Source organism: uncultured Kushneria sp. (genome assembly GCF_947497025.1).
Classification (GTDB): Bacteria; Pseudomonadota; Gammaproteobacteria; order Pseudomonadales; family Halomonadaceae; genus Kushneria.
Genome location: NZ_CANMFC010000004.1, coordinates 1 through 23,235 on the forward strand (window position 1 = coordinate 1; position 23,235 = coordinate 23,235).

At 60.3% G+C, this 23,235-nt stretch carries 23 protein-coding genes, 2 tRNA genes and 1 pseudogene; 5 read left to right on the forward strand and 21 right to left on the reverse strand.

Annotated features, from left to right (window positions below):
* Position 1: 1 nt before the first annotated feature.
* From Q0931_RS08320 to Q0931_RS08335, 4 genes are all read right to left on the reverse strand, one after another.
* A tRNA-Val gene (locus Q0931_RS08320) sits at positions 2–75 on the reverse strand.
* A 46-nt stretch (positions 76–121) separates the two neighbouring features.
* Positions 122–198: transfer RNA gene (locus Q0931_RS08325), tRNA-Val, on the reverse strand.
* A 245-nt stretch (positions 199–443) separates the two neighbouring features.
* Positions 444–1,952, reverse strand: a complete 1,509-nt coding sequence (glpK, locus tag Q0931_RS08330) for a glycerol kinase GlpK (protein ID WP_366941594.1) — start codon at positions 1,950–1,952, stop codon at positions 444–446.
* A gap of 52 nt (positions 1,953–2,004) precedes the next feature.
* Entirely contained in the window at positions 2,005–2,733 is a 729-nt protein-coding gene (locus Q0931_RS08335) for an MIP/aquaporin family protein (protein ID WP_299259202.1), read from the reverse strand.
* 351 nt (positions 2,734–3,084) lie between these two features.
* On the opposite strand from Q0931_RS08335, the gene Q0931_RS08340 reads away from it, so the two are divergent.
* Together Q0931_RS08340 and glpD are read left to right on the forward strand one after the other, a co-directional pair.
* Entirely contained in the window at positions 3,085–3,849 is a 765-nt protein-coding gene (locus Q0931_RS08340; RefSeq protein WP_299259204.1) for a DeoR/GlpR family transcriptional regulator, read from the forward strand.
* A gap of 231 nt (positions 3,850–4,080) precedes the next feature.
* Entirely contained in the window at positions 4,081–5,649 is a 1,569-nt protein-coding gene (glpD, locus tag Q0931_RS08345; RefSeq protein ID WP_299259206.1) for a glycerol-3-phosphate dehydrogenase, read from the forward strand.
* Between the two features lie 83 nt (positions 5,650–5,732).
* Here glpD and Q0931_RS08350 read toward each other — a convergent pair whose 3' ends face one another.
* The 3 genes from Q0931_RS08350 to Q0931_RS08360 form a co-directional block, all read right to left on the reverse strand.
* Positions 5,733–7,112, reverse strand: a complete 1,380-nt coding sequence (locus tag Q0931_RS08350; RefSeq protein ID WP_299259208.1) for an aspartate ammonia-lyase — start codon at positions 7,110–7,112, stop codon at positions 5,733–5,735.
* Between the two features lie 117 nt (positions 7,113–7,229).
* Entirely contained in the window at positions 7,230–8,354 is a 1,125-nt protein-coding gene (locus tag Q0931_RS08355) for a zinc-dependent alcohol dehydrogenase family protein (protein WP_299259210.1), read from the reverse strand.
* Positions 8,355–8,426: 72 nt separating this feature from the next.
* Entirely contained in the window at positions 8,427–9,788 is a 1,362-nt protein-coding gene (locus tag Q0931_RS08360) for a hypothetical protein (protein WP_299259212.1), read from the reverse strand.
* A 164-nt stretch (positions 9,789–9,952) separates the two neighbouring features.
* Between Q0931_RS08360 and Q0931_RS08365 the strand changes: the two genes are divergently transcribed.
* Complete coding sequence (locus tag Q0931_RS08365; RefSeq protein ID WP_299259214.1) at positions 9,953–10,372, forward strand: secondary thiamine-phosphate synthase enzyme YjbQ; 420 nt, start codon at positions 9,953–9,955, stop codon at positions 10,370–10,372.
* A 47-nt stretch (positions 10,373–10,419) separates the two neighbouring features.
* Here Q0931_RS08365 and Q0931_RS08370 read toward each other — a convergent pair whose 3' ends face one another.
* The 9 genes and pseudogenes from Q0931_RS08370 to Q0931_RS08410 all read right to left on the reverse strand — a co-directional run bounded on the left by Q0931_RS08370 (position 10,420) and on the right by Q0931_RS08410 (position 17,259).
* Positions 10,420–11,439 (reverse strand): DctP family TRAP transporter solute-binding subunit, encoded by a 1,020-nt coding sequence (locus Q0931_RS08370; RefSeq protein ID WP_299259216.1) that lies wholly within the window; start codon positions 11,437–11,439, stop codon positions 10,420–10,422.
* Positions 11,440–11,459: 20 nt separating this feature from the next.
* Positions 11,460–12,472: pseudogene (locus tag Q0931_RS08375) on the reverse strand (TRAP transporter large permease subunit).
* A complete protein-coding gene (locus Q0931_RS08380; protein ID WP_299259218.1) occupies positions 12,469–12,720 on the reverse strand; it encodes a TRAP transporter large permease subunit in 252 nt (83 codons plus the stop codon). Before Q0931_RS08380 ends, Q0931_RS08375 begins: the two are co-directional and overlap by 4 nt.
* Complete coding sequence (locus tag Q0931_RS08385) at positions 12,717–13,259, reverse strand: TRAP transporter small permease (protein WP_299259220.1); 543 nt, start codon at positions 13,257–13,259, stop codon at positions 12,717–12,719. Before Q0931_RS08385 ends, Q0931_RS08380 begins: the two co-directional genes overlap by 4 nt.
* 113 nt (positions 13,260–13,372) lie before the next feature.
* On the reverse strand, positions 13,373–14,308 hold the full coding sequence (locus Q0931_RS08390) for an NAD(P)-dependent oxidoreductase (protein WP_299259223.1): 936 nt from the start codon (positions 14,306–14,308) through the stop codon (positions 13,373–13,375).
* Between the two features lie 39 nt (positions 14,309–14,347).
* The gene (locus tag Q0931_RS08395) at positions 14,348–15,127 is read right to left on the reverse strand and encodes an IclR family transcriptional regulator (RefSeq protein WP_299259225.1); all 780 of its coding nucleotides are present in this window, start codon (positions 15,125–15,127) and stop codon (positions 14,348–14,350) included.
* On the reverse strand, positions 15,127–16,107 hold the full coding sequence (locus Q0931_RS08400) for a D-2-hydroxyacid dehydrogenase (RefSeq protein ID WP_299259227.1): 981 nt from the start codon (positions 16,105–16,107) through the stop codon (positions 15,127–15,129). Before Q0931_RS08400 ends, Q0931_RS08395 begins: the two co-directional genes overlap by 1 nt.
* A gap of 233 nt (positions 16,108–16,340) precedes the next feature.
* Complete coding sequence (locus Q0931_RS08405) at positions 16,341–17,063, reverse strand: ketopantoate reductase family protein (protein ID WP_299259229.1); 723 nt, start codon at positions 17,061–17,063, stop codon at positions 16,341–16,343.
* The gene (locus Q0931_RS08410) at positions 16,978–17,259 is read right to left on the reverse strand and encodes a ketopantoate reductase family protein (RefSeq protein ID WP_299259231.1); all 282 of its coding nucleotides are present in this window, start codon (positions 17,257–17,259) and stop codon (positions 16,978–16,980) included. Before Q0931_RS08410 ends, Q0931_RS08405 begins: the two co-directional genes overlap by 86 nt.
* A gap of 166 nt (positions 17,260–17,425) precedes the next feature.
* Here Q0931_RS08410 and Q0931_RS08415 point away from each other — a divergent pair, with 166 nt between their 5' ends.
* Entirely contained in the window at positions 17,426–17,923 is a 498-nt protein-coding gene (locus tag Q0931_RS08415) for a TspO/MBR family protein (RefSeq protein ID WP_299259233.1), read from the forward strand.
* A gap of 108 nt (positions 17,924–18,031) precedes the next feature.
* On the opposite strand, the gene Q0931_RS08420 is transcribed toward Q0931_RS08415, so the two are convergent.
* On the reverse strand, positions 18,032–19,090 hold the full coding sequence (locus tag Q0931_RS08420) for an SDR family oxidoreductase (RefSeq protein ID WP_299259235.1): 1,059 nt from the start codon (positions 19,088–19,090) through the stop codon (positions 18,032–18,034).
* 101 nt (positions 19,091–19,191) lie between these two features.
* On the opposite strand from Q0931_RS08420, the gene Q0931_RS08425 reads away from it, so the two are divergent.
* Positions 19,192–20,142: a LysR family transcriptional regulator gene (locus Q0931_RS08425; RefSeq protein WP_366941595.1), complete on the forward strand. Its 951-nt coding sequence runs from the start codon at positions 19,192–19,194 to the stop codon at positions 20,140–20,142.
* A 5-nt stretch (positions 20,143–20,147) separates the two neighbouring features.
* Here Q0931_RS08425 and Q0931_RS08430 read toward each other — a convergent pair whose 3' ends face one another.
* The 4 genes from Q0931_RS08430 to Q0931_RS08445 form a co-directional block, all read right to left on the reverse strand.
* On the reverse strand, positions 20,148–21,089 hold the full coding sequence (locus Q0931_RS08430) for an EamA family transporter (RefSeq protein WP_299259237.1): 942 nt from the start codon (positions 21,087–21,089) through the stop codon (positions 20,148–20,150).
* Positions 21,086–21,673 carry a TetR/AcrR family transcriptional regulator gene (locus Q0931_RS08435; RefSeq protein WP_299259239.1) on the reverse strand — a complete coding sequence of 196 codons (588 nt, stop codon included), beginning with the start codon at positions 21,671–21,673 and terminating at the stop codon, positions 21,086–21,088. The genes Q0931_RS08430 and Q0931_RS08435 overlap by 4 nt, the downstream gene beginning before the upstream one ends.
* 354 nt (positions 21,674–22,027) lie before the next feature.
* Positions 22,028–22,717, reverse strand: a complete 690-nt coding sequence (locus tag Q0931_RS08440) for a type 1 glutamine amidotransferase domain-containing protein (RefSeq protein WP_299259241.1) — start codon at positions 22,715–22,717, stop codon at positions 22,028–22,030.
* Between the two features lie 222 nt (positions 22,718–22,939).
* Positions 22,940–23,098 carry a metallothionein gene (locus Q0931_RS08445; protein WP_299259243.1) on the reverse strand — a complete coding sequence of 53 codons (159 nt, stop codon included), beginning with the start codon at positions 23,096–23,098 and terminating at the stop codon, positions 22,940–22,942.
* Positions 23,099–23,235 lie beyond the last annotated feature (137 nt).

A 23,235-nucleotide genomic window follows, 5' to 3' on the forward strand; every position in this document is an offset into this window, starting at 1 on the left:
GTAGGACCGAGCGGATTTGAACCGCTGACCTCCACGATGTCAACGTGGCGCTCTAACCAACTGAGCTACGGTCCTGCAAATCAATACCTGTCAAAAAAGCCTGCGTTTACACCTGAAGCGATGGTAGGACCGAGCGGATTTGAACCGCTGACCTCCACGATGTCAACGTGGCGCTCTAACCAACTGAGCTACGGTCCTGCTTCAATGGCATACAAGTGCCGTTTCAACGCTGCGCTATTGTACTTATTTTCTGTTCGAGCGCAACCGTTTGCGCCACTGTATTGTTATAAAACATGTCTTTGCATGAGTCGGCCGCCCTTTGCCCTTTACCCACGCTCTGCAAGCGTCAAGTCTTCCACCAGGGCCATTGACGGTCAGCGCCTCAAAAAAACCGGGCCTGCCATGACATCAGCAGACCCGGGCCTTGTCTCAACAGCGTTTCGTTACGATTCGACGCGGAACCCCATGGTGGCCTCAACGGCCTGTTTCCAGCCATCATAGAGTTCGTTGCGCTGCTTCTCGCTCATTGCCGGCTCGAACTTGCGCTCGAGTGCCCAGTACTCGGCGATCTCTTCACGCGACTTCCAGAAACCGACCGCCAGACCGGCGAGGTAAGCGGCACCCAGTGCCGTGGTCTCATTGACCTCACAGCGCAGCACATCAACACCCAGGATATCGGCCTGGAACTGGGCGAGGAAGTTGTTGGAGATGGCACCACCGTCGGTACGCAGCTCGGTCAGCGCAATATTGGCATCGTTTTGCATGGCATGCAGAACGTCGGCACTCTGATAGGCCAGCGACTCGACTGCGGCTCGGATGAAATGCTCCTTGGTGGTACCGCGCGTCAGACCAAACATCGCACCGCGTACGTTGGAGTTCCAGTAAGGCGCACCCAGACCCGTGAAAGCAGGCACCATATAAACACCGTCATTGCTGCCGGCACGCTCGGCGTAAGCTTCCGAGTCAGACGCTCTGCCCAGCATCCGCAGGCCGTCACGCAGCCACTGAATCACCGAGCCGGCCACGAACACGCTGCCTTCCAGCGCGTATTCCATGGTGCCCTCGACTTCCCAGGCCACGGTGGTCAGCAAGCCGTTTTCGGAAGGCGTGGCTTCGGTGCCGGTATTCATCAGCGTAAAGCAGCCGGTGCCGTAGGTGTTCTTGGCCATCCCGGGCTTGAAGCAGGCCTGACCAAACAGCGCAGCATTCTGGTCGCCCGCCATGCCGGCGATCGGCACCTCGTGGCCAAACAGGTACTTCGGCAGCACATGGCCGTACACTTCGCTGTTGGACTTCACCTCGGGCAGCATGCTTTCAGGCACACCAAACAGCTCCAGCAGCTCGGGATCCCACTTGCGTTCGCGAATATTGAACAGCATCGTGCGCGAGGCGTTACTCACGTCGGTGACATGCACTTTCCCGCCGGTCAGATTCCATACCAGCCAGCTGTCGATGGTGCCGAACAGCAGGTCGCCCTTCTCGGCCTTTTCCCTGACGCCTTCGACATTGTCGAAGATCCACTTCAGCTTGGTGGCCGAGAAATAGGCATCGATGACCAGACCCGTCTTGTCACGGATCATGTCCTCATGGCCTGCCTCGCGCAGCTCGTCACAGATTTCAGCGGAGTGGCGTGACTGCCAGACGATGGCATTGTAAACGGCGTGCCCCGTCTTCTTGTCCCAGATGACAGTGGTCTCGCGCTGATTGGTAATCCCGATCGAGGCGATTTCGCAGACATCGACCTCCGAGTTGTTGATGACCTCGGCCAGCGTGGTCAATACGCTGGTCATGATTTCGCGCGGATTGTGCTCGACCCAGCCCGGACGCGGAAATATCTGATCGAATTCACGCTGGGCAATGCCGGCCACACGACCTTCATGATCAAACAACATCGAGCGTGAACTGGTCGTTCCCTGGTCGATGGCGAGAATGTACTTTTTCTGCTTGCTCATGCGTATTGACTCCTCGATTGAATACGAGCGGAGGTATGAAACCGATGATGACTTAATAAATGTGGGCAGCCAGGGCGGCCAGCGTGCTGCCAATGACCGGGCCAATGATGGGCACCAGCGCATAGCCCCAGTTGTTGCTGCCCTTGTTCCTGATGGGCAGTACAGCATGCGCAATGCGAGGCCCCAGATCGCGCGCCGGATTAATGGCGTATCCGGTCGGCCCGCCCAGAGAGGCACCGATTGATACCACAAGCATTGCCACCGCAAGCGGTCCGAGACCGCTGGGGGTATTTCCAAACATGATGATCACAAAGATCAATACGAATGTCCCGATGATCTCGGTCACCATGTTCCATCCATGGGATTTGATGGCCGGGCCGGTGGAAAAGGTGGCCAGAATGGCGCCAGCGTCTTCCGTATCATCGTAATGTTTCTTGTAGGCCAGATAGCACCCCACCGCGCCCAGAAATCCACCCACAAATTCGGCCACAAGATAGGCCACCGTGGTCGCAAAGGTAATCGGGATACCATCGGCATACTCCTTCGCCGGCCCGATGAGTAAAGCAAGGGTCACGGCCGGATTGATATGCGCGCCAGTGTCATAGGCCACGTAAACGGCCGCGAAGACCGCCAGACCCCAGCCGAAGAAGATGACGATACCGTCACTGCCATGGCCATTGGTCTTGTTCAGCAGCACATTGGCCACCACACCGCACCCCAGCAGTGTCAGAATGGCCGTACCGGCGATTTCGTGAACCAGGATGGTTTCGATGATACCCATTTTTTTACCCCGGAATAGCGTTGATTTTTAAACATTAGGCATGACTGTGTTGCTTTCCGAGCATCCTATAGCAATCATTTGAAAAAACGATGTGCCGTTTCCGACTTTCCATGAAAGACAATTTAAATCTTTGATTATAAAGAATTTAAACCCCTTTAAACCTTAGTATTACAAGCCTTGCAAAAGGGTTGAAAAGCGCTAAAAGGCGCAATGCTCCACAAATTTTGTTGCCGGATGAACATGGCGAACATCAAGTGAAAACCACACCGAAACATCTATTGCCGAGCAGGCGGCGCAGGGATACCCTGGCGCAATGGATCAGCCTCGGAAAGCTTGCGGAAAGGACACCACATGACCCAGCAGGAACGCCACAACACCATCGCCGACATGGTCAAGCGTCAGGGCTATGCGACCATCGAGCAGCTGGCACATCACTTTGATGTCACACCACAGACCATCCGGCGCGATCTCAAGGTGCTGGCCGATGAGCAGCTGATACGACGCGTTCATGGCGGCGCCGGTCTACTGGAATCCAGCACGGTCAATACCGCCTATAGCGCTCGCAAGTTGATCAATCACGATGCCAAGGCGCGTATTGCCCGATCACTGGCCGAACAGATTCCGGACCAAAGTTCACTTTTCATCAATATCGGCACCAGTACCGAACTGATCGCCGAGGCATTGCTCAACCATCAGGGGCTGGAAATCATCACCAACAACCTCAACGTGGCCGCCACGCTTCAACATCGCGAGGACTTCAACGTCATTGTGGCAGGCGGCACCGTACGCTCGCGCGATGGCGGCATCATCGGTGAGGCCACGGTAGACTTCATCAATCAGTTCAAGGTCGACTTCGGCATCATCGGCATCAGCAGCATTGACGAGGACGGCGCCCTGCTGGATTTTGACTATCAGGAGGTCAGAGTCGCTCAGGCCATTATCAGCAACTCGCGTCAGGTCTACCTGGCCGCCGATCACTCCAAGTTTTCCCGCAACGCCGTGGTGCGTCTGGGGCATCTCAATCAGATTCATGCCCTGTTTACCGACCAGGAGCCGCCTGCCGGCATATGCAGATTGCTGAGCGAGCAGGACATCGCCCTTAACATATGCCCCTGAAATAAAGCCGTGCCCTGGAAACAGTGCTTTTGAAGCAGTGCTCTGGAAGAAGGTCGCCTGGAAGGAAGGTTATCGACCGAACAAAAAGCTGATCATGCCGATTGCATCAGACAATCACCGATCACTTGATGTTCTTTTGAACATGACATATGTTCACATTCGAACATTCGTGATGGTATGGTTACCGCGTTCCCAATTCCTTAACCCGGCGCAGACGCGCAAGGCAGGCGCATGACTTCCGACAAGACTTCCTCAGTGGCCACCCCCGTTCTGGACCTTTTCATCATCGGTGGCGGCATCAATGGCACCGGTATTGCCAATGATGCTGCCGGCCGCGGTCTTAGCATCGGGCTGTGTGAACAGGCCGACCTTGCCAGTGCCACCTCATCGGCTTCCAGCAAGCTGATTCACGGCGGGCTGCGCTATCTGGAACACAAGGAATTTCGTCTGGTTCGCGAGGCGCTTCACGAGCGTGAAGTCCTGCTGGCCAAGGCACCGCACATTATCTGGCCGCTGCGTTTTATCCTGCCGCACCGCCAGCACCTGCGGCCCGCCTGGATGCTGCGCGCCGGTCTTTTCCTGTACGACCATCTGAGTCCGCGCGCTACGCTGCCCGGCTCAAAGTCACTGAAATTTGACGGTTCAAGCGCGCTCAAGCCCGACATCAAGCGTGGCTTTGAATATTCCGACTGCTGGGTCGACGATGCCCGTCTGGTTGTGCTCAATGCCCTGCAGGCCCAGGAACAGGGTGGCGAGATTCTGGTGCGCACGCGCTGCATCAGCGCCGTGGAAAAGGAGGGCATCTGGGAAATCACGCTGGAAAATACCCGCACCGGTGAGCAGCTGGTGCGCCGTGCAAAGGCCCTGATCAACGCCGCCGGCCCGTGGGTAGAGTCCTTCATCAAGGGCAGCACTCAGCGCAAGTCGCGCTATGGCATCAACATGATCAAGGGCAGCCACATCATCACCCGCCGCATCAACGGTGATGACCGCGCCTTCATCCTGCAAAACGAGGACAAGCGGATTGTCTTTGTCCTGCCCTGGCAGAATGACTACAGCCTGATCGGGACAACCGACCAGAATTACGAGGGTGATCCGACCCATATCACCATCAGCGATGAAGAGACCGACTACATCCTCAATGTCGTCAACGCGCATTTCAAGGAGCAGCTGACCCGTGATGACGTGGTCACCAGCTACTCCGGCGTACGCCCGCTGTGTGATGATGAATCAGACGATCCTTCTGCCATGACGCGTGATTATACGCTGGCGCTGGACGATACCGGTGCGCCGATGCTGTCGGTCTTTGGCGGCAAGATCACCACCTTCCGTCGACTGTCCGAATCCGCCATGGAGAAAATCGAGCCCTGGTTCCCGAGCATGGGCAAACCCTGGACCGACAAGCGTCCGCTGCCGGGGGGCAATATCGATTCCCGCGAGGCCTATACCCGCAAGCTGCTGACTCAGTATCCGTTTCTGGGTGAACCGCGAGCCACTCGATTTGCCTCGAGCTACGGCACGCTGTGCGAGAAGTTCCTGGATGGCGTCACCGATGAGGCCGGGCTGGGAGAGGACTTCGGTGCCGGGCTGACCCGCGCCGAGGTGGACTACCTGATCGACCACGAGTGGGCCACCCAGGTCGACGATATCCTCTGGCGTCGTACCAAGATGGACATGCGTCTGGACGAGCCTCAGCGCAAACGCCTGCAGGAATACGTCACCGGTCGCATGGATACCAGCGCAAATGACATGAGCGAGCCGGTCGGCACCCCCTCGCCGGATCATGCTCTGACGCACTAAACCCGCGTGACGTTACATGAAGGCAGCATAAAAAAGGCCCCGGAAGGGGCCTTTTTTTATCGCATGCACTGACACATCAAATCCTATTCCTGGATGCCACCCCGTGTCAGCTGGGCCGGGTCGAGATAACGCTCAAGCTCCTCGCGAGAAAGCTCGGTCTCTTCCTCGGCCACTTCGATAATCGGCCGGCCCTCTTTATAAGCCTTTTTGGCCACACGCGCCGCTTCGTTATAGCCGATCACCGGATTGAGCGCCGTGACCAGTACCGGATTGCGCGCCAGCGGCGACTCGATATTGTCGCGACGGACGTTGAAGCTACTGATCGCCTTGTCGGCCATCAGCAGGGAGACGTTGTTCAACAGCGAGATCGAGCTCAACACGTTGTGCGCCATCAGCGGCAGCATGACGTTGAGCTGGAAGTTGCCCGACTGTCCACCCACGGTCACCGCCGCATCGTTGCCGATCACCTGGGCGGCGACCTGAGCCGCCGCCTCGGGAATCACCGGATTGACCTTGCCCGGCATGATGGAACTGCCCGGCTGCAGGGCTTCCAGTTCAATTTCACCAAGACCTGCCAGCGGCCCGGAATTCATCCAGCGCAGATCGTTGCTGATTTTCATCAGTGCGCAGGCATAGGCCTTGAGGTGTCCTGACATTTCTACCGTAGCGTCCTGCGAGCCCAGCGCTGCAAAGAAGCTGTCTGCCGGCGTAAAGGCAAGCCCGGTCTGCTCGGAGAGGCGTTTGGCAAAGCGCTCGGCAAACTCCGGATGGGCATTGATGCCGCTGCCCACGGCCGTGCCGCCCTGGGCCAGTCGCAACATGCGCGTCAGTCCATTTTCAAGACGCTCGATGGACTGCGCGACCTGATTGGCCCAGCCGCCCAGCTCCTGACTCATGCGCACCGGCATGGCATCCATCAGATGCGTACGCCCGGTCTTGACCACATCGTCAAGCGTCGCGGCCTTGTCTTCGATGGTCTTTTGCAGATAGCGCAGCGTCGGCAGCAGCTTTTCGTTGAGCTCCATGGCAATCGAGACATGCAGCGCTGTCGGAATGGTGTCATTGCTGCTCTGACCCATGTTCACATGATCGTTGGGCCCAATATCGAGATCGTCCCGCGAGGCCAGGTGCGCAATCACCTCGTTGACGTTCATGTTGGTCGAGGTGCCCGACCCGGTCTGATAGATATCAATCGGGAACTGATCGGCGTGCTCACCGCGAATGATCGCATCGGCCGCCTTGACGATGGACAGCGCCCGCCCTTCATCCAGCAGCCCAAGATCCATATTGACCTCGGCGGCAGCCCTTTTGACCCTCGCCACAGCAGCAATGAAGGACGCCGGCATGGGGTGTCCGCTGACCGGAAAGTTATTGATGGCCCGCTGGGTCTGAGCGCCATACAGCGCCTCCATCGGCACTTCCAGCTCGCCCATGCTGTCCTTTTCGATACGGGTCTGATCCATGATTCTCTCCTGATAATCAACGATGAAGCGCCAAAGGATGCCCTTCAGGTTAGCAGGCCCATGGGCATTGCACCCGGCTCATGTCGTGCCCTTGATCAGGCGCACAGCCCCAGAGCACTAAAGGTCAATCACCTGGCGAATGGCGCGTCCCTGGGCCAGACGCTCAAACCCTTCGTTGATGTCCTCAAGTTTCAGTCGATGGGTCAAAAGCCGGTCTACCGGCAGGCGTCCGGCCTGGTAAAGCGCGATATAGCCCGGCACATCCAGTGAAGGAACATGCCCGCCCAGATACGATCCCTTGAGCGTGCGCTGCTCGGCCACCAGGCGTGTGGGACTGATGGCCAGTCGCACATCGGGATGAGGCAGCCCGGAGGTCACCGTTGTCCCGCCGCGGCGAGTACACTCGAAGGCAAATTCCAGCGCCGATGCCACACCGGCGAACTCGGTGGCCAGATCCACCCCACCACCACTGATCTCGCGCACTTGCTCGATGGCATTGTCATCGCCGCTGTTCACGACATGCGTGGCCCCCATGGCCCTGGCCGTTTCAAGCTTGTCGGCATCGATATCCGCTGCGATCACCTGACGCGCACCACCGCCCAGCGCGCCCAGCACTGCCGCCAGCCCCACGCCACCCAGGCCGACCACCAGCACCGACTGACCTAGCTTGAGACCACCGGTATGCACGACTGCTCCCACCCCGGTCAGCACAGCGCAGCCGAACAGCGCCGCAATGTGAAACGGCAGACTCGGATCAATGCGCGTCAATGAGCGCCGGGAGGCAACGGCATGCTCGGCAAACCCGGACACCCCGATATGGTGATAAACCGTCTCCTCACCGCGATGAAGCCGCATGCCGCCGCCCAGCAAATGTCCGCCAGCATTGGCCGCCGCCCCCGGCTGACACAGTGCCGCCTCGCCGGAAAGGCAAAAGGCGCAGGTGCCACAATTGGGTGCAAAGGAAAACACCACATGATCCCCTACATGGAGATCATCAATCCCCTCGCCGATTTCAACCACTTCTCCCGCCGCCTCATGGCCGAGTACCATCGGCAGTGGTCTTGGACGATTACCGTTGATCGTTGACAGATCAGAGTGACACAGGCCCGCAGCGCGGATGCGCACCAGCACCTCACCGCGACCCGGCGGATCAAGGGTGACCTCTTCGATCGACAGCGGTTTTGACGTCCCATAAGGACGAGGCTTTTGCATTTCGCGTAGCACGGCGGCCCGTGTTTTCATGGCAGTTCTCCCTGTATCGATTTCATGCCGTCTGCAACAAGTGCGACATTCACAGCGTAGTCTCATCGCCGACTAGTGATCGTTGTTGAAGGTATGATCATCCTCACCGCTGAAAAATCGTCGCCCATAGATGAGCAGGCATAGAATAACGCCTACGGCAAAGGCCCAGGCAGCGCCTCGTGTCGCCAGCACTGCGGCCACGATACCCGCAATGCCAAGATCTCTCTGACTGCGAGCTGCCATGATGCCCACCCGCACGCTGACGTAGCCCTGAATCAGTAATGTCAGTGCCAGCGCCACGCCCAGAATGGGCTGCACCAGACTCACGATGGGCATCAGCAGCAAGCCGGTATTGGTCCCCCATCGAAATGAACCGGCACCACCAAAAATGGAACCCATCGCCTTTCGGCCTTCCTTGAAGCGTTCAACAATGACCACGTGCATGGCAGCCCAGAGCGGGCCACACATGGCAATATCCGGACCGATCACACTCATGACCGCATTGCGTCCACCAAAAATCATGTGCGCGCGGTTGGGTGCATATTCGACTTTCTCATCCGGCCGGGCGGCATCGGCCTCATCCAGCAGCGCCTTGCCCTGCAGCACATCGCCGAACACCACAATGTAGGTGGCCAGCACCACCGGCAGCGACTGTACAAACAGCATCAGCGGCGGCCAGCCAAGACCAAATAACGTGTAGTTCTGCCAAAGGCCTGCAAAATCAGGCGATGTGATCCCCCACTCGATTTGCGGCCAGGATGCTTCACCAAATAGCGGTGCAATCACCACGGCCAGCGCAATAATCGGAAAAATCCCCAGTTTGCCAAACGTCGCCCAAAAGGTATTGCGGGTTTTAAGCCGGGTAAAATGACGTGAGAACAGCAGGTAAAAAGCCGCCCCGATCGCAATTGAAATCGTCCAGGGAAAGCTGTCAAAGCGCCCGCCCACCTGGAATACCGTGATGACCGCCGCGATACCGGCACCAATGATGACACCGGCCTTGAGTGCCGACGGCACCAGCTGTACCACGCGGTGAGACAGTCCGGAGACGCCCAGCGCGATCGAGAAAAGCCCCAGCGTCATCTGAAAGGCAATCAGGGCATGGATGCGCTCGGTGCCTTCTGGAAAGGTCTGACACCAGGCCATCACCAGCGGTATTGCCGGTGTGATCCAGCCGGGCACCACCGGGTCGCCCAGCAGATGATGGGCCAGATAGAGAAAGCCGTTGAGGAGCACGACCGCCAGCGCCACCTCAAAGGGCATGCCCAGAAGCTCGGTCATCAGGGGGATGGCTGCCAGATCGACAGCGCACATCAAAAGCCCCTGACAATAATCAGGCCACTCGAAACGATAGTGGATAAAAGGCAGACGCACCTTGAAGGGCCCCATGGGCCAATAGACGGTCTCGTGATCTGCTCGACGTTCATCAGCCATGGCGCGGTCCCTCTGAAAGGTCATCCAAGACTAGGCGCAAAGTGCTGGCGGCCATACGACACTTTGGTCTTAGTATACCTTTTCCAGCCAGCCCTCTTACAAGACGCCGCCGGCACGCTCATCTACCCTTTATCATCAAATCCAACAGCAGGGAGTCACCGCTCATGTGGTACCGCCAGCAGATTACCCTCAAGCCCTACCAGCGCGGCTTTCACCTGATTACCCATGACATCACAAGCGCTCTTGACCGAATGTCGGAGATCTCCACCGGGCTTTTGCATCTACAGATGCTGCATACCTCCGCGTCACTGACGCTCAATGAAAACGCCGACCCCGACGTGCGTCACGATATGGAAGCCTTCTTTCGCGACCGCGTTCCGGGCGATCTGCCCTACTTTCGCCACACTATGGAAGGCCCGGACGACATGCCCGCCCACATCAAGGCGAGCCTCATGGGCACCGAGCTGACGCTGGCCGTCGACAACGGTCGATTGGCCACCGGCACCTGGCAGGGCATCTGGCTGGGCGAACATCGGGAAAACGGTGGCAGCCGCCGCATTCTGGCTACTCTTTTCGGCGAATGAGGCCGGGTATGCCGGGGCCCTTGCCCCGGCATACCCCATCAAGTGGCTTATGACTGGCCATCGCCGGACACGGCCTGAATGGCCTTGATCATCTCGTCACCGTTCTGGTCAACAAAGGTTTTCCAGACGGGCTGAATGGCCTGCTGGAAGGCCGCGGTATCGACATCGCGATTAACCTCCATGCCCTCCTCTTCAAGCGTTGTGATCATCGTCTCGGTCTGCTCGGTGTTCATCTGGCGCTGCATCGCGGTGGCATCCGCTGCCGCCTTTTCGACAATCTGCTGCTGCTCGGGCGTGAGGCTGTCAAAACGCTTCTGGTTCATGACCATCAACAGCGCCGAGTAGGCGTGGTTGGTGATCGAGAGATACTTCTGAACCTCGTTGAAGTTGAACGACACCACGATGCCCAGCGGATGGTCCTGGGCATCCACGACACCGGTTTCCAGCGCCGTATACAGCTCGGCCACCGGCAGCTGCTGCGGGTTGGCGCCCAGAAGCTCGAACATGTTGTTCAGCGTAATCGAGTTATTGACCCGCATGCGCAGACCTTCCAGGTCCTTCGGTTCACGAATCGGCCCGCGATTGTTGGTGATCTCGCGGAAACCGTTTTCCGGAAACGCCAGCCCCTTCAGGCCCAGCGCCGGCAGCTTGCTCATCACCTCCTCCCCCGGCGTGCCGTCAAGGGCCTGATAGGCAGCGGCGCTGTCGGCAAACATGAACGGCAGCTCAAAGGCACCGGCTTCCGGCACCATGCCGGTAAAGTTGGTCAGCCCCGAGAGCGTAATGTCGATGATGCCGGAGCGGACCCCGTCGATCATCTGCGCATCGTTGCCCAGCTGACCATTGGGGAAGATCTGTACCTTCAGATCGCCATTGCTCTGGGCCTCGACCTCCTCCTTGAATTTCTCGGCAAGCTTGTGCTGCAGATCGTTTTGCGGCGTGGGGTGGGCAAAGCGCAGCGTGGTCGCCGCCCATGCACTGCCGGACACCGACATGGCCACCAGCAGCGCCGCCGCGGTCGTCATCGCCGTGGCACCCAGCGTCGTACTACACAGGAATTTTTTCATGTTGTTGCTCCTTGCCAGGGTCAGCCGATCAGCCAGTGCATCGGCACGGTAATGATCTGGGGTATGAGCACGAACAGCGCCAGCAGTGCGATATACACCAGAACAAAGGGATAGACGCCGCGTACGGCCTCACTCATTGTCGTTTTACTGATGCCGCAGACCACGTTGAGCACCGTGCCCACCGGCGGGGTGATCAGGCCGATACAGCAGTTGATGACAAACATCAGGCCAAAGTAGATCGGATCGATCCCCGCCTCGCGTACCAGTGGCATGAACAGCGGCACCAGAATCAGGATCGCCGGGGCCAGATCCATCACCATGCCCACCAGCAGCACCACCACCATGATGGCCGCCATCAAAAGCCTCGGGTTGTCGACCAGCGGGCCCAGCAATTCGGCCAGCTGCTGCGGCAGCTGCGCGATGGTAATCACCCAGGAGGCCACCATCGCCGCGCCGACCAGAAACATCACCAGCGCCGTCGAGCGGCCGGCGCTTTTCAGCACCTGTGCCAGCCTGGCCAGACTCATCTCGCGATAGATCACGGTCGACACGAAAATGGCGTAGACCGCGGCTACTACGGCAGCTTCCGTCGGCGTAAAGACCCCAAGGCGGATACCGACAGCGCCCAGACGCTCTCCTTCAGCGCCTTGAGGCGCTCGGCCCGGCTCGCCTTCGGCTGAGGCTCAAGATCGGATTTGCGCATCATGAACCGCCAGGTGGTCATCAGCGCCAGCCCCATCAAAAGCCCGGGCACGATGCCGCCTATAAAGAGCTTGGCAATCGAGATATTGCCCGCCACGCCCAGGATGATCAGCGGCAGCGACGGGAGAATGACCGGCGCGATAATGCCGCCGGCCGCCAGCAGGCCCACCGAACGAAAGGCCGGATAACCGCTTTTGCGCATCATCGGGTAGAGGGTGCTGACCAGCGCCGCGGCATCTGCCACGGCCGAGCCTGAAAGCCCGGCCAGCAACAGCGAGGTCAGAATCGCCACATACCCCAGTCCGCCGCGCCAGTGGCCCACCAGCGTCATCGCGCCAGTTTCACGATACGATCGGACAGCCCGCCAACCGCCATCACCTCGCCGGCGATCATGAAAAAGGGAATCGCCAGCAGCGCGAAGTTGTCCACGCCGTTGATCATTGACTGCGACAGGATGTCGGCGCTGAACATACCCAGATTGAGCATCAGCGCGCCCGCCGCCAACAGCAGCGCAAAGGCCACCGGCAGGCGCAGCAGGATCGCCCCGATCAGTACGCCCAGAAACAGTGCCAGCGTCATGAGCGGTGCTCCCGGTTGGATGAAGACACTGCATCATCGACGGCCAGCGAATGGCCGTCACCGCCCTGTTCACCCGGCGCCCGCCCGGGGCCCGGTCGCAACAGCCCGATCAGTGAGGTGATGCTCATCAGCGTGCCGGCCACGACACCTGCCAGATAGAAAAGTCCGGTGGGCAGCCCGGTCAGCGGCGAGATGTTGTGCCAGTTGGCCACTGTCTGCTTCCAGCAGCCCATCACCAGCATGATCGAGACGCCCAGAATCACGATCCACAAGAGGCGGGCAATGATGGAGCGCACCATGGACGGCAGGCGATCAAAGAACTCCGCCACCGCCAGATGCTCGCCATCCTTGAGACACAATGAAGCCCCCAGCATCACGACCCACACAAACCCGAGTCGCGAAAGCTCGATCCCGGAGCGCAGCCCGGAAGAGAAGCCGTAACGCAGCACCACGTTGAAAAACACCAGCACCATCATGGCGGTCATCAAAGCCACGATCAGCCACTCGATGCTGCGCCACACCCCGCGAAATATGGTCATTGTTCCCTCCCACTGACGCCGCTCGAGCCGCCGTTCCCGTTATCTTCTGTGTAACCCCCTGTGCCTGCTTCTTTCCTGCTCTTTTCCTGCCTGTAACTGCCGGTCGTGCCTGGTTAGTCGTGCTGATCGCGGTCGGGCTCATGATCAAGCTCGGCGATATAACGCTGGGTCACGGTCAGATCCAGCTCACCCAGCCCGCGCGCGCCCAGATCTTTATAAAGGGTTAAAAGGGTCGAGAGCTGCGGGGTCACCACCTGCTGCTGCGTGGCCTCATCGCGCGCAAACCCGAGATCCTTGATCATGTAGCGGGCAATGCCGGAGGGCGTGTAATCCTTGTCGATCAGACGCTGCCTGCGCGATTCCAGAAAGCGCCCGCCGGCATAGCCGCCGCCCAGACAGTCCAGCAGCTTCTCGACATCCAGACCCGCGCGCTCAGCGATCACCGTGGCCTCGGACAGGGCCACCATGGTGGCAGCCACCACCATCTGATTGCAGGCCTTGGCCACTTCACCGGCCCCCAGCGGCCCCAGCAGAACGGGTGTCCCCATGGTCTCCAGTACCGGGCGCGCCCGCTCAAGATCGTCATGTCCGCCGCCCACCATGATGGACAGCCGGCCGTCCTCGGCACCATCCGTGCCGCCGGACAACGGTGCATCCAGCACCCGAATCTGCCCCTCACTTTGCTCATCAAGGCGACGGGCCAGCGCGCGCACCCCCTCAGGCGATGAGGTTGAGCAGATCACCAGCACCAGTGGCCCGGAAAGCCCCGCCAACAGGCCATCATCGCCGTCGATCAGCGCCTCGAGCTGGGGCAGATCCGGCAGCACCGTGATGAGCACATCGCTTTGCGCCGCAACCGCTTTTGGCGTATCACAGCGCTCAGCGCCGGCCTCGAGCGCCGGCGCCAGCTTCTCGGGTGAGCGACCAAACACGCTGACCCGGCTGGCCACTTTGGCCGCCAGCAGGTTGCGTGCCATTGGCATGCCCATGCTGCCCAGTCCGATCATGCCAACACGCATGGTCGATCCCGTATCATCACCCTTTCGCATGCCCTTTCCCCCTTTTAAAGTGGCGATCACCGCCAATCGTCAGGCACCGGCGTTGGCACTACTCTTGCCCAGATTCATTGGATTGGCGATATGGTCGGCCATAGCAGATAGCGCCTCGATGGCCTGTTGTTCGATATGGACGTTGCAGTACACCTCCAGCAGTGAGGCACCGACGGCATAGGCCTGTTCACCGCTGTACTGGGGGGCCACCGCAACCGCCAGTCCCCGAATACCTGGAAACACCTCTCCCTTGTCCAGCGCAAAACCGCGCGAACGCACAACACGAATCTTGTCGATCAGTGCCTCAAGATCGGTCGTCGAATCGTCCGTCCAGCTCGGGCGTGTGGCCGGGTTTTCAAAGCGCTGTCGCAGCTCGTCGTCCTCCAGCTGGGCCAGCAGCGCATTGCCTACCGCCGTGATCGAGGCCGGGAAGCGGCTGCCGATGCTGGCGGTCATGCGCAGCGGCAAGCGCCCGGCGTGGGCGGCGAGATAGAGCACGTCCGTGCCGTCAAGCACCGCCAGCTGACAGATTTCATCGTGGAGAAAGGCGAGATCGCTGCAGGCCTGATAGAACGCCTGAACCGGGTCCACCGTGCGCAGATACGCGCCCCCCAGCTCGACCAGCCGACGGCCCAGCCGATAGCCGCCCTCGCTGCGCTGGACCATGCCTTCGGCTTCCAGCGCCAGACAGACGTTGTGCAGCGATGAACGCGCCACGCCCAGCTGGCGCGCCATTTCGCTCACCCCCAGCGTTGCGCCGCCGGCCGCTTCAAGCACGGCCAGCACGCGCAGCGCACGGCTAACCGCCGGGGCACTCATCAGTAGAACTCGACCGTATCAACACGGTTTCTCAGCGCCTCGCCGTTGAGATAGCGCCGCGCGTTATCGGCGAAAAACTCGGCAATCAGACGATCCTCGGCGTCACTGAGGGCAGCGGTATGCGGGGTCAGCAGCACATTGGGCATGTCCCACAGTGGAGAGGCGTTATCCAGCGGCTCCGAGGCCGTCACATCCAGCACCGCCAGCCCGACATGCTCACGCTGCAGGGCCTCGATCAGCGCGGGTTCATCAATGACCGTGCCGCGGCCGACATTGACGATGGTGACGCCGGGCTTCATCTCGGCCAGCAGCTCGGCATCAATCCACCCTTCGGTGGCATCGGTGCCCGGCAGCGCAATCACGATGGCATCGGCACGCCGCACAGCGTCACGCAGCTGCGAAGGTGCAATGATTTCATCCACATGGGGCACCATGCGCTGCTGGCGGGAGACCCCGAGCACATGCATGTCCAGCAGGGACAGACGGCGCGCCACTTCACGTCCGATGCCCCCCAGCCCCAGAATCAGCACCGTTTGCTCGCTGATCTGGCCCATCATCCAGCGATCGCCCCAGTGGTGATCACGCTGGCCATGATGCGCGGCAGCTGCTTGACGCCCGCCAGCACGCCGAACACGGCGTATTCCGCCAGCGGCCCGCCATGTACGCCGGCCGAGGTGGTAAACATCACCCGCTCCAGCGCCTCGGAAGAGAGTCCTGCCGCCTTGACCTGCCCGCCGCCCGCCGCCGGCCGCCATGACATGCACCCAGCGAAGTTCTGGATTGGCCTCGACCACCTTCGCCAGCCGTTGCGGGTCGACATCCGGAATGCCGTAGAGCACCTCCGCTTCATTTAACAGCGCATCAAACTGTGCTTCCTGCTCGGGGGTGCGCCTGAAGTCCGGGTCACCGGCAAAATCGGCCGGATGGCGCATGGGCGGCAGCAGCGATTGATCCCGCAGCAGCTCGATCTCGGGCACCATGGATTCAATCCGTACTCACAGCGCCTCGCTCAGGGGGGTGGCCACCGCCACTTTCAGCTTCTTTTGCGTCATGGCGCGCTCCGATATCGATCGCCGTACAGTGGATTGAACGTTGTTCAGTGGACTGTACAGCGCGCCATGACGGCAGGAAGCGCGGCTTTGGTCGATATCGTGACCAAAGTACAATGCTCAGGGCCGTAAAACGCAGCAATTGATATCAGAAAAAGCGCATGTCAGGCAGAAGGGATATCACAAGTGTTGCGACTCTGCTCCAGCGCGCGGACCAGTACCAGCAGGGTGTGATTGACGGGGGTGTCGATGCCATGGGCCTGCCCCTGGCGAACGATAAAGCCATTGAGATGCTCGATTTCACTGGGGCGCGCGCGGGCCAGATCCTGCGCTGTTGAAGAGCGCTGCCCCGCCATGCTCTCGGCGATGGCCAGCACGGCGCCGGGGAGGTCACCAGGCAGTGTCACCTCACAAACCTGTGCCACGGCCTGACACTCTGCAACAACCGCGAGCACCATCTCCCATACACCGTCGATGGCCCTCAGCGCGCCATAGGGTTGTTGCGCAATGGCCGATACCGCATTCCAGGCGCAGTTGATCACAAGCTTCGCCCATAGCATGCCGATCACGTTGTCCGAGACCTTCGCCGGAATACCGGCGTCATGAAACAGCCGCGCCAGTGTCTCGCTCATGGGGGATGCCCCCAGCGCCAGCTCGCCGCGACCGTGATGGCGCACGTGGCCCGGCCCCGCCATGGCTACCGCGGCATAAACCACCACCGGGATCACCTCACGGCCCAAAGTCGCGGCAAGCCGTGAAGCATTATCCACCCCATTTTGCAGACTCATGACGACCGCGGCATCAGACAGCACCGGGGCCATCGCTGCACCGGCGGTTTCGGTATCCGTGGATTTGACGCAAAAAAGCACCAGCTCGGCGTCCTTCAATGCATGCACTCACGCTGGTGCTGGCCGTGACCTCAAACGTTTCGCGCCCTGACGCCGTCTCCAGCATCAGACCCTTATGGTGAATCGCCTCGACGTGCGCCGCGCGGCCGATCAGCGTGACCGCATGGCCGGCGCGTGCCAGCAGCGCCCCGTAATAGCTGCCGATCGCGCCGGCGCCCATGATCGCAATCTGCATGCTCTTTCCTCTTATCAGTGGTGGCATCATGAGACATCCTGCCTCACTGTCACACCCGGTCGCGAGCGCTATTGTGTAGGATACAGGCACGCTCCTCTGCTGCCGCGCACGGCGCCGAGACGCTCAAAACAGACGCTCAATACAGATTTTTAAAAAGGGGCATGGCATGAAGTCACTTACCCAACGTCAACAGTACATGGGACTTGCCGGCTGGCTATTGCTGGCCTTTATCGCCGCTGCCATTGGCGCCGTCGCCTCCGTCAATGCCGCTTCGTTCTACCAACAGCTTCAGCAGCCTTCGTGGGCGCCGCCGGCCGGCATCTTCGGTCCGGTATGGACCACGCTCTATACCCTGATGGGCATCGCCGCCTGGCTCGTCTGGCGGGAAAAGCCGACGCAGAATGTCCGCCCACCACTGACACTGTTTGTCGTGCAGCTGGCCCTCAATGCGCTGTGGAGCTGGCTCTACTTTGTCTGGCATCTGGGGGCAGTCGCCTTTGCCGGCACGGTCGTTCTCTGGCTGTTGATTCTCGCCACGCTGATCGCCTTCTGGCGCATCAAGCCACTGGCCGGCGCCCTGCTGGTGCCCTATCTGGCATGGGTGACGCTGGCCACGGCGCTCACCTGGAGCACCTGGCATCTCAACCCGCAGATACTGGGCTGATCACGCTTCCTGTCGATTGCCTCAAGACCCGTGCATTAAAAAAGCCCGCCACTCGACATGAGTGGCGGGCTTTGAGGTGCACAGGCTCAAGTGCACAACGGTGCCTGCTTACGGAATGACCTTCTCTGCCCGCAGGCGAGTAAAGAGGTCAAAAAAGGCAGCGCGAGTCTCGCGAAATTCGTCGAAGCCGAAGTCGCGGCATTTGACGATGTCGTTGACACATTCCTGCTCGCGGCCGAGGTCGGCATCGGTGTGCCACCAGGAGGCGAGCTTCGTGACGTCTGATTCGACCAGCTCGTGCTGCTCGGCAATCTTCTGCCATTCGCCTTCGATACTGGCCATCTGCTCATCCAGCGGCTGGGGCGTTTCCGGGCAGTCGGCCACTTCAAGGCCGAAAAACTCGCCAATTTCCTGCCACATGCGGCGCCAGCGGAAGGTGTCACCGTTGACCGTGTTGAACGCCTGATTGTGGGCGCCCGGTGTCAGTGCCGCCCAGGCCATCTGGCGCGCCAGCAGCAGTGCATCGGTCATGTCGGTCAGCGCGTTCCACTGGAACTGCGAGCCCGGGAAGACAAACGGCCGGCCGGTGGCCTTGCAGATGGAGGCGTAGACGGCAAGCGTCGTGCCCATGTTCATGGCGTTGCCACGAGCGTGGCCGATGACGGTGTGCGGGCGGTGCACATTCCAGGCAAAGCCATACCTGCCGGCGGCTTCGATCAGGATATCTTCCAGCGTGTAATAGAAGTTCTCGCCCGGCACACGCGGGGCGGATTCGCGAAACGGCGTTTCCACCTGACCGCTGCCGTAGCTTTCAAAAGAGCCCAGATACTGCTTGGTGCCGGTCACCAGCGCGCCATGCACCAGTGTCTCGGGATCCAGCGCGGCGAACAGGTTGTTCATCATGGCGCCGTTGGCTTCAACGTTTTCCTGTTCGGTATCGCGCTTCGTCCATGTGCAATAAAACACATGGCTGATGGGCAGGCCCTTGAGCGCCTGCGCGGTCGCATCAGCATCCAGCAGGTTGGCTGACACCGGAATCACGCCCTGCTGTTCGGTGGGTTGACGCGACAGACCATAAACGGTCCAGCCGCTGGCGACCAGATATGAGGCCAGATTGCCGCCGGTGATGCCGGTGGCGCCGACGACCAGTGCTACACCTGTCTGCATGAGGAAACTCCCTTTCGATTCAATGATGGCGTGAAGTATGGCGCTTGCGCCGTGTTGCCGAAATCGAACATTATGCAAATGATTATTGCATCAGGTGCAACATGATGGATCTCAATGCGTTACGCACGTTCGAGCGGGTCGCCGCCACCGGCAGTTTTACAGCGGCCGCGCGGCATTTTCATATGGCGGTCTCTTCCGTGTCGCGCCAGGTCGGGGCACTGGAGAAAAGCCTCGGCATTCGCCTGCTCTATCGCCATACCCGGGCAGTCACGCTAACCGAGGCAGGCCAGCAGTACTACGAGCAGATTCGCGGCACGCTCGAGCAGCTCGATCAGGCCACCGAGGCGCTTAAAAGCCCCCCGCGAGCCCCGTCAGGGACACTCCACATCAATAGCCCCGTCGCCTTCGGCCGCCATCAGGTGGTGCCACTTTTGCGCGGGTTTCAGACGCGCTATCCGGACGTACGTGCCGAGCTTTTGCTCACCGATGCACTGACCGATCCGGTGCGTGAAGGCAGCGACATTACCTTTCGTGTCGGGCAGCTGGCCGATTCGTCACTGATCGCCCGGCCGCTGGCGCCGATGCACTATGTCGTGGCCGCCGCACCCGCCTATCTGCTTGAGCACGGCACTCCAAAAACACCGGAGGCGCTCAAGGACCATGACTGCCTGCTCTATCAGGGCCAGATGGGCCGCCAGCGCTGGTACTTTGAACACCCGGAATCACGCGAACCCGTGGCTTATGAACTCACCGGCAGCCTCTACAGCAACGACGCCGACAGCCTGCTGCAGGCCGCCATCCTGGGCCAGGGCATCGTGCTCTTTCCGACCTGGCTGATGAATGAGTCGCTGGCATCAAAACAGCTGGTACGCCTGCTGAGCACCTGGCGCTGTGAAGTGGTCCCCGAGCGGCGCATGATTCATGTACTGACCACCGATGGCCGGCTGCGCACGCCCAAGGTGGCCGCGTTCATGAACTACCTTCAGGAAACGATTGGCGATACGCCACCGTGGGATGACAGGCAGCATTTTGAGACGCCGCCATTGTCGTAGCGGCGTCAGCCTGTGCTCGACACCGCCCTGGCACGCCGCGGGCGGGACCTGCGCACCGGCGCCGAAAGACAGACCAGACACACGATCACCAGAGCGATGCCAGCCCAGCCCAGCAGCGGCAAGCGCTCGCCGACAACCACGACGGCCAGAAGCGCCGCCACCACCGGCTCAAAGAGCGTGATGGTAGTGGCGGTACTGGCCGGCACTCTGGCAAGACCATACCCAAAGCCGAGATAGCCCAGAAACATCGGCACCAGCGCCATATAAAGCCCGACGGCGGCGTTACCCACTGATTCCAGCAGCGGCGCACCGGTGAGCAGCAGCACCGGCATCAGCATCACCCCGCCAACGCCAAAGGTCGCCCCCATGGCGGCGCGTGAAGGGATGCCCGCCTGCATCAGACGCCGCGCCGACCAGGAATAAAACGCGTAGGCCAGACCTGCCACCAGCCCCATCGCCACACCCTGCAGCACCTGTGTGGTACTGCCCACACCGGCGTGTGGCCCGGTCTCGGCCAGACACAAAAGCCCCATGCCGACCAGCCCCAGCGCCGCGCCAATTCGCCAGCGTGCGCCGAGCCTCAAGCCGTCAAAACGCGATTCGATCAACGCCGAAAGCAGCGGCGCCGAGCCGATCGACACCACCGTGCCGATGGTGACGCCGGCCAGGCGCATCGAGCCATAAAACGCCAGCGGATAGATCGCCACCGCCACGGCCCCGGAAAGCAACCAGGGCCAGCGCTCACGCAGCTGCGACCAACCCCTGCGAATGTGTGGGGCTGCCACCAATGCCTGCAACAGTCCGCCCAGCCCCATCGCCACGGCGCCAATCGCCACGGCGCTGACATCCGGCGCGAAAGTCGCCGCCGTGCCCGTGGTGCCCCACAGGACGGCGGCGACCAGCACGCCGGCCACACCGAGAAGATGTTCACGAGAGGCAGTGTTCATGAGGCTTCCACCAGAGCTCTGGCCATGTCATGGGCCTCATGAATACAGCGGCTGCTGCCTTCAAGGCCTGCACGCACCATCGCACCTTCCAGCAGAAAGGCGAGCTGCTGCGCCAGACGTGATGCTGTAGCCTCGTCTCCGGTCAGCTCTCCGAGCGGTGCCGCCAGCAGTGCTTCTACCTGCTGCTTGTGACGGCGCACTATCCTGCGCCCGTCATGCCCGACCGGCAGTTCGGCGGCAGCGTTCAATAGCCCGCAGCCGCGAAAGCCGCGTTCATAGGCCCACTTGGCGTGATCCTGATAGGCCAGAAATACTGCCAGCACCCGAGCTTCAGGGGTAAAGGCCCGGGTCAACCGCGTCTCATAAAGCGCCAGCCACTCGGCGTGACGCGCCTCCAGATAGGCTGCTACCAGTGCCGCCTTGGAATCAAAGTTGTTATACAGGCTCTTTTTCGCCACGCCCGCACGCTTGACAATGGCATCAATGCCGGTGCCCGCAATGCCGTCGCTATAAAACAGTACGGCTGCCGCACCGAGCAGTCGCTCGCGGGCACTGGCTGCCGGCGGGTTTTCAGGTGAGGTCATGGGCACGATCCAGAATTGATGATAGGTAGCCCAGTCTACCTACTCCTGAATTCATATCAAAACAGTGCCGTGGCAAGGCCACCATTGCTGAAATCCGTGTATTAGTGTTTTTTTATGGCTGCGGGCGGGGCATTATAAGCCCTGGCCTTCTGGACAGGGGCCTTTAACAACGAGAAGGAAAGAAAACATGAGTCCCCGGCTACTCTTTATTCTCATGGCGTTTCTGGGTTTTACGATCCTGATACTGATTGACCGGTAACCCTGAGCATTGCGAGGCACCCGCTTTTGGCTGTCCCCGGAACACAAAAAAGCCCCGGCGCCGAAGCGTCGGGGCTTTTTTGATCACGTCTGCCTTCAGCGCTTGAGCGCTTCCAGCAGTTTTTCGGCGACGACCTCCGAGCTTGCCGGGTTCTGGCCGGTAATCACCAGACCATCTGCCACGGCAAACGGGGCAAAAGCCTCCACTTTCTGGTAGTCCGCACCGCGGCGCTTGAGCTCATCTTCCAGCAGATGCGGCACAACGTCGGTCAGACCAACGGCGGCCTCTTCCTCGTTGGTAAAGCCTGCCACCCTTTTACCCTTGATCACGAACTCGCCCTGCTCGTCCTTGAGGTTCAAAAACGCCGTGGGCGCGTGGCAGACCGAGGCAATCGGTTTTTGCTGGCGCAGAAAATCTTCCAGCAGTGCAATGGAGTCCTTATTGTCGGTGAGATCCCACAGCGGGCCGTGGCCGCCGGGATAGAACACGGTGTCGAAGTCCTCGGCCCGCATGTCGGCCAGCCGTACAGTCCTGGCGATGCGCGCCTTCGCGTCGTCATCGGCGTAGAAACGACGCGTAGCGTCGGTCTGGGCATCCTCGCCTTCACTGTTGGGATCGATCGGCGCGGCGCCGCCCTTTGGGGTGGCCAGCGTGATCTCGCAGCCGGCATCAAGGAAGGTGTAATAAGGCGCGGCAAACTCTTCTGCCCAGAATCCGGTCTTGTGGCCGGTATCGCCCATTTCATCGTGAGAGGTCAGAACCATCAAAATACGTGCAGCGCTCATGGAATACTCCTGTCGCGTGAATTACCTCATAAGATGGTTGCGCACGGACCATATATCAAGGCGACACCATTGGGCCTTTTGTCACAGGCAGGTGCACTGGCGCCAAAGGCGGCGGGCACGGCGAAAACCACGCGCAAAAAAAATGACCCCTCGGCGCATCACCGAAGGGTCACATCAGGCCATCGTGACAGACCCTGCGCACCGGGTCTGTTCAGGCCGGGATTACTCGCCGCAGCTGCAGTTGTGGCCGCAGCCTGTTGAACCATCGGCGTGGCCGGTGGCGCAGGCCTGGCAGCAGTACAGATTGCCGTCACGTTCAACGGCATTGTCGCCGACGGTGCAGGTGCATTTCGGGCAGGCACAGCTGGTCTGGTCAGACATGGTCACGCTCCTTGATAAAGTGAACAATCCCCTTGTAAACCTTCTACCTGCTACAAGGTCAATGTTTATCAAACCCCGAATCTGCGCTTCTCGTTGCGCGCTCGGTCAAGGGCGTTTCGTGCCTTGCGAGCATGAAA